Source organism: Mesorhizobium sp. M7A.F.Ca.CA.001.10.2.1, assembly GCF_003998575.1.
GTDB lineage: Bacteria > Pseudomonadota > Alphaproteobacteria > Rhizobiales > Rhizobiaceae > Mesorhizobium.
In genome coordinates, this window is record NZ_RZQY01000355.1 from 1 (window position 1) to 6,027 (window position 6,027).

5 protein-coding genes are annotated in these 6,027 nt (G+C 65.1%); 2 read left to right on the top strand and 3 right to left on the bottom strand.

Features of this window, described 5'->3' with window-relative positions; all coding sequences use genetic code 11:
- The 3 genes from EN964_RS21390 to EN964_RS21400 all read right to left on the bottom strand — a co-directional run.
- The coding region (locus EN964_RS21390) for an ABC transporter substrate-binding protein (protein ID WP_127276709.1) at positions 1–1,061 on the bottom strand (1,061 nt) is incomplete at its 3' end.
- 45 nt (positions 1,062–1,106) lie between these two features.
- Positions 1,107–2,948 carry an ATP-binding cassette domain-containing protein gene (locus EN964_RS21395; RefSeq protein ID WP_236383436.1) on the bottom strand — a complete coding sequence of 614 codons (1,842 nt, stop codon included), beginning with the start codon at positions 2,946–2,948 and terminating at the stop codon, positions 1,107–1,109.
- 14 nt (positions 2,949–2,962) lie between these two features.
- Complete coding sequence (locus tag EN964_RS21400) at positions 2,963–4,129, bottom strand: FAD-binding oxidoreductase (RefSeq protein WP_127270506.1); 1,167 nt, start codon at positions 4,127–4,129, stop codon at positions 2,963–2,965.
- A 145-nt stretch (positions 4,130–4,274) separates the two neighbouring features.
- On the opposite strand from EN964_RS21400, the gene EN964_RS21405 reads away from it, so the two are divergent.
- Both EN964_RS21405 and EN964_RS21410 read left to right on the top strand, forming a co-directional pair.
- On the top strand, positions 4,275–5,213 hold the full coding sequence (locus EN964_RS21405; RefSeq protein WP_127271273.1) for a MurR/RpiR family transcriptional regulator: 939 nt from the start codon (positions 4,275–4,277) through the stop codon (positions 5,211–5,213).
- Positions 5,210–5,857: a cysteine hydrolase family protein gene (locus tag EN964_RS21410; RefSeq protein WP_127267229.1), complete on the top strand. Its 648-nt coding sequence runs from the start codon at positions 5,210–5,212 to the stop codon at positions 5,855–5,857. Before EN964_RS21405 ends, EN964_RS21410 begins: the two co-directional genes overlap by 4 nt.
- The last annotated feature ends 170 nt before the right edge of the window (positions 5,858–6,027 follow it).

The following is a 6,027-nucleotide window of genomic DNA, read 5'->3' on the forward strand; positions in this document are numbered from 1 at the left end:
GTGCCGGCATAGGTGATCTTGCCGGTGATGCCTTCGAAATCCTTAAGGCCGGCGATGGCGTCGCGGATCGCTTTCGGGTCGTCGGAGCCGGCCGTCTTGACCGCCTGGTCGAGGATCAGGCCGATCTCATAGCCATTGACTTCATAGGTCGATTCCGGTGCGTGGCCTGCATATTTGGTGAAGGCGGTATTGAAGGCCTCGAGCTTGCTGCCCGGCTCGGCATAGCCGGCCGCGGTGTAGACGACGCCGTCGACCAATTTGCCGAGCGCCTTGATGGTCGGCGTGCCGATGGCATCGGCGCCATAGACCGGGATGGTGACGCCGGCGCCACGCAATTGCTGGATGAAGGCCGGGAAATCCGGCTCATAGGCCGCCGTCATGATCAGGTCGGGCTTGTCGGCTAGGCCCTTGATATTGGTGATCTCGGCGGAAAAATCGGGCTGGCCCATGCTGAAGGTGCCGCGGCCGACAATGGCGCCGCCCTTCTTCTCGAACACCTTGCCGAAATATTCCGGCAGATTGGCGGTGTAGGTGGAGTCCGGCGAAGTCAGCAGGAACGCCTTCTTCTTGCCTTCCGAGACGGCGAAGTCGGCGACCGCCGTCGCCTGCACATTGTCGGCCGGATAGGTGCCGAACATGACGTCGCCGACCGCGCCGGTGAGCACCGGGGCGGAGCCGCACAGCGTCAGGGTCGGAATGCCAAGCGGCTGGGTCAGCTGGCCGGCGGAAATCGAGGGATCGGCATCGCACGGCGTGATCATGATCTTGGCGCCGGCGTCGATCAGTTCCTGGGCGACAGTGGCAGTCTGCGCGGTATCGGAGCGCGTGTCCTTGATCAAAAGCTTGACGGTGTATTTGCCAGCGAGGCCACCCTTGGCGTTGAGCTCGTCGAGCGACATGCGCAGGCCGGCAAGTGCCGGCTGGTCGTAAGGGGCAAGGCCGCCGGTCTGCGCGGTCGCGGCACCGATGATGATCTCTTCGGCGCTGGCCGTCGAAATGGCGGCGATGCTGAACACGGCAGCGCACAAAGCGGCGCGATGGAGGCGATAGAGGCTTGGCATGTCGGTTCTCCTTCTGGATTTCTTATGGTTGGCTGTCGTTGCGGGTCATGCGGTCTGGTTTTCAGGCGTTTCGGTCTTGGCGCGCGCCGTGCGGCTGCCGAGATAGGCTGCGATCACGGCAGGGTTCTTCTGAACGTCGCCCGGCGTGCCGTCGGCGATGACGCGGCCATGATCGATGACGACGATGCGCTCGCACAGGTTCATCACCAGCCGCATGTCGTGTTCGATCAGCACAATGCCGATGCGGCGCTCGGTGCGGACCGTCGAGAGGATCGAAACCAGTTCGGCGGTCTCGACGGCGTTCATGCCGGCGGCCGGCTCGTCGAGCAGCAGGAAGCGCGGCTTCAACGCCAGGGCGCGTGCCACTTCGAGCCGACGGCGCTGGCCATAGGCAAGCCTGGCGGCCGGTTGATCGGCGAATCTCTCCAGCCCCATGCGCGCAAGTTCACCCATTGCCGCCGCCTCGGCATGGCCAAGATCCGGCTCCACCTGGCGGGCGGCGACGACGACATTTTCGAGCACGGTCATGTGCGGGAAGACGCGGATGTTCTGGAACGTGCGGGCAACGCCGGAGCGGGCGAAGCGGAAGGCCGAAGCCTGCCGGACCACGCCACCCACCGACACGGTGCCGGCACTTGGCTTGATATCACCGGCCAGCATGTTGAGCAGCGTCGTCTTGCCGGCGCCATTGGGGCCGATGATGCCGGTGATGCTGTCGGTCTCGAAATCCAGGCTGACGTCGTCGACGGCGACGACGCCGGCATAGCGGCGCGACAGATGGACGGCGGCGAGCCGGTCACTCTCGACATGCCGCGGTGGCGCCGTTGAAGCCATCACGGCCTGGCGACCGGGCCGACGCAGCAGGTTCAGTTCACGCTCGCCGAACAGACCGGTCGGTCGCCGCCAGATAACCAGGATCATGGCGATGGCAAGCACGCCCTGGGTCAGGCCAAACAGGACGGGCAGATGCAGGCCGAGCACCTCGCCGCCGCCTTCGAAGCGGCGCACCACTTCGACCAAAACGATGGTGACGATGACGCCGGCGAAAGCGCCGAGCGACGAGGTCATGCCGCCGACGATCAGCATGGCGAGCATGGTGAAGCCGAGGTCGAAATAGAAATCGCGTGGCGAGAACGCACCCAGAAACTGCGCCATCATGGCGCCGGCGGCCATGGCGGCGACGACACCCGCCACCCAGGCGGCCAGACGCGCCGTGCGCTGGTCGACGCCGACGGCGGCGGCACCGCGCTCGTCATTGGCGGCGGCGCGGGCGGCAAGGCCGAAGGAGGTTTCGCGAAACAGCCTCGCCGCCACCAGCGCCATCGAAGCGACAGCGGCAGCCGTCCACAGCCCGACCTCGCGCGGCACGCCATAGAATGGCTGACTGCCGCGCGTGATCTCGCGCCCGGCCACCAGCAGCGTGTAGACGATGATCAGCATGGCAAGCGTTGCGATCGAAGCGCTCGATCCGGAAAGCCTGAGCAGCGGCGTGCCGGTCAACAGGCCGACGATGACCGCGAGCGCAAGGACGACGGCCAGCGCCGCGAAGAAGGAGAGTTGATACCCGGCGAGGAATTGCGGCAGGTCGCGCAGCGCCGTTCGTTGCAAGGCGGTCGGCATGGTGAGGATGCCGGTGGCGTAGGCGCCAAGGCCGACAAAGGCGGCCTGACCGAACGAGACGATGCCGCTGTTGCCAGAGAATATCTGCAGGCCAAGCACCGCCGTCAGCATGATCGCGGCATAGGTGACCACACGTTGCATGGCGGCGCTGCCAAAGATGAAGGCGGCAAGCGCCACCAGCAGCAGCACCGCGACCATGCACAGGGCATCGGCAGTGGCGTTGCGAAACGCGGCCGGCATGAAGCCACTGGGCTTGCTCTCGCTCATCGTCACCGACGCCATTACGCGGCCCTGAAGCGATCGGGTGAAAACGGCGCCAGGATCGGTTGCGCGCCTTCGGTGACCAGCCTGGCCACCGCCTCGCCGACTGCCGGCCCGGTCTTGAAGCCGTGGCCGGAGGATCCCGCCGAAACGACCAGCCCTTCGACGTCAGGCATGGCGCCGATGACCGGCAGATCGTCGGGGCTCATGTCGTAGAGTCCGGCATAGCCGGGCCGGATGCCAAGCTCGGCCATGGCAGGGACTCTGCCAGCGAAGGTCTCCAGAATCTCGACCGATTCCTGCTCCTCGACACCTTCCATGTAATCATCAGGATTTTGGACCAAACGCGGGCGGCCCGCATGTTCGTGGCGCAGGCCGGTGCCGCCACCAGCCCAGGTGCCGGCCAGGATGACGCCGTCATTGTCAGGCCGTGCATAGTTGCAGGAAATGTCGTCGCACCAGGCGAAAGGCATGACCTGCCTTGCCTTGCCGGCTGCGTCGAGGACGGCCATCGGATGGCGCTCGACATGCAGCGGCAGATCGAGGCCGACCGTCGCCAGCAGGCGGCGCGTCCACGGCCCGGCGGCCAGGACGACGGTACCGGCTTCCAGCACCGTTCCATCGGTCAAGGTGACGCCGGTGATGCGGTCGCCCTGCCGTTGAAGGCTCTCGACCAGCGTGTTCTGCATGATCCTGGCACCGTTGGCGCGGGCGGCACGGGCGATGGCGTTGGTGGCGCCGAAGGCATCGGCGTAGCCATATTCCGGCTCCCACAGCGCCATTGCGACATTGTCCAGGGCAAAGCCGGGTGCCGCGTCGGCAAAGGCCTGCGGCGACAATGTCTCGATGCGCGCGCCCTCGCCGCGGATGCGTTCGGCCGCCGCCGTCCAACTCACCTTGTTGTCGTTGCCGCAGACCCACATCATGCCGATTTCGGTGACGAAAGAGCCTTCGCCCGCGATTTCCGGCAGCGACACCAGGATCTCGCGGCCACGTATGGAAAGCTGCGACAATTCCGGCATCAGGTAGAAGGCGTGCAGCAGCGCCGACGATTTGCCCGACGGGCCGCCGGCGGGATGGGTCTGCTCGACCAATGTGACCTTCACACCGGCCTTGGCCAGATGATAGGCGGCGCTCGATCCGACAATGCCGGCACCGACGACGATGACGTCGCTTCCGTTTCGCATGGCTGTTCCCCACAGTCTCTTGGCTGCTTTCCGACAAGGTAGGGCCAGCGATCACGCAATGTCAACATCTCTTCATTGTTGACCAAGATTTAAATCTCTGTAATAAACTCGACAAAACAAGAGAACACGGATTTCGGGGAGGCCCATGGCGATACGCGATGTTCTGATGCGCGGGGATCTTGCGCTGACGCCGTCGGAAGAGAAGATCGTCCGACTGCTGTTGACGGACTATCCGACCTCCGGCCTCGGCACCGCCTCATCGCTCGCCCGGCGCGCTGGCGTCAGCGATCCGACCGTGGTGAGACTGGTCGTCAAGCTCGGCTATGAAGGGTTTCCGGATTTCCAGGCGAAGCTTCTGGCCGAAGTCGAGGCAAGACTGCACTCGCCGCTGCTGATGATGGAGGCCAAGCGGCAGAGCGGCTCCAACGACAGCGCCGTGCTGGCCTATCTCGACAGCGTCACCACGGCCTTGCAGAAAGCCACCGCCGCGACACCCATCCAGACATACGAGCGGGCGGCCCGCCTGCTGATGGAGGTCAAGGGCGAGATTGTGATGGTCGGCGGCCGGTTCAGCCGTCACATCGCCGGCATGCTGGCCGGCTATCTCGTGCAGTTTCGCTCCGGGGTTCGCGATCTCGGCGTGCTTTCTCCACAGACTTTCGACACGCTCGCCGACCTCGACCGGCGCGACGTGCTCGTCGTGTTCGACTACCGCCGCTACCAGCTCGACGTCATGGCCTATGCGAGCCAAGCGGCGGCGCTCGATGTGCGCATCGTCCTGTTCACCGACCAATGGCTGTCGCCGATATCAGACCTCGCCGAAGTCACCATCGTCAGCCCGCTCGAAGTCGCCTCGCCCTATGACACGCTGGCGCCGGCAATCGCCCAGATGGAGGCGCTGGTCGCCCATATCGTTTCGACGCTGGGCGACGACGCGCGCGCCCGCATTGAGCGGCTCGAAAGGGTGCGACATGCCAATGCCGTGACACTCGACAGCGACCCGCAAGAGAACGGCGCGCGCAAGATACCCGGACCCCGCAAGACGCCGGGACCCAAATCAGCAAAGCAGGACGACAAAGCATGACCCAGGCCCTACCCAAACGAGACGAAGCCTTCCGTGCCGGCGAAACGGCCCTGCTGCTCGTCGACATGCAGCGCATCTGGCTGGAGCCGGGCGCAGATCCGTCGCATCCGGAGCGTGGGCCCGATCACTATTTCTACCGGCAGACATCGTCACAGACGATCCCCAACCAGGAGCGCCTGCTGGCCGCTGCGCGGGCCAATGGCGTCGAGGTGCTGCACACCATCATCCAGAGCCTGACCGAAGACGGCCGTGACCGCTCGCTCGACCACAAGCTGACGCCGATCCATGTCGCGCCCAGCCTCCCGGAGGGTCTGCCGGTGCCGGCGCTGGCGCCGGTCGGCGACGAGATCATGCTGCCGAAGACGTCGTCCGGCATCTTCAACTCGACCAATGTCGACTATCTCCTCAAGAACCTCGGCATCCGCTATCTCGTCGTGGTCGGCGTGCTGACCGATCAATGCGTCGACATGACGGTGCGCGACGGCGCCGACCGCGGCTATCTTGTCACCTGCGTATCGGATGCCTGCGCCACCATTACGCAGGAACGCCACGACATCGCGCTCAAGGCCTTCGGCGGCTACTGCTGGGTGGCCGATACCGACACGGTCGTCGGCCGCTTCAACGCTTTGGGAAAACCGGCATGACATCGACTGTCGAGCCTCTGGTTGCCGTCGTCACCACGGATCTCTCCGCCGTCACGCGGGGCCGCTTCGTTGCCGAAGGCAAGTTGCAGAAGACCGCCACGACCGGCGTCGGTTGGCTGCAGGCCAATCTGTCGCTGACGCCGTTCAACTCGATCGTCGATCCCAACCCC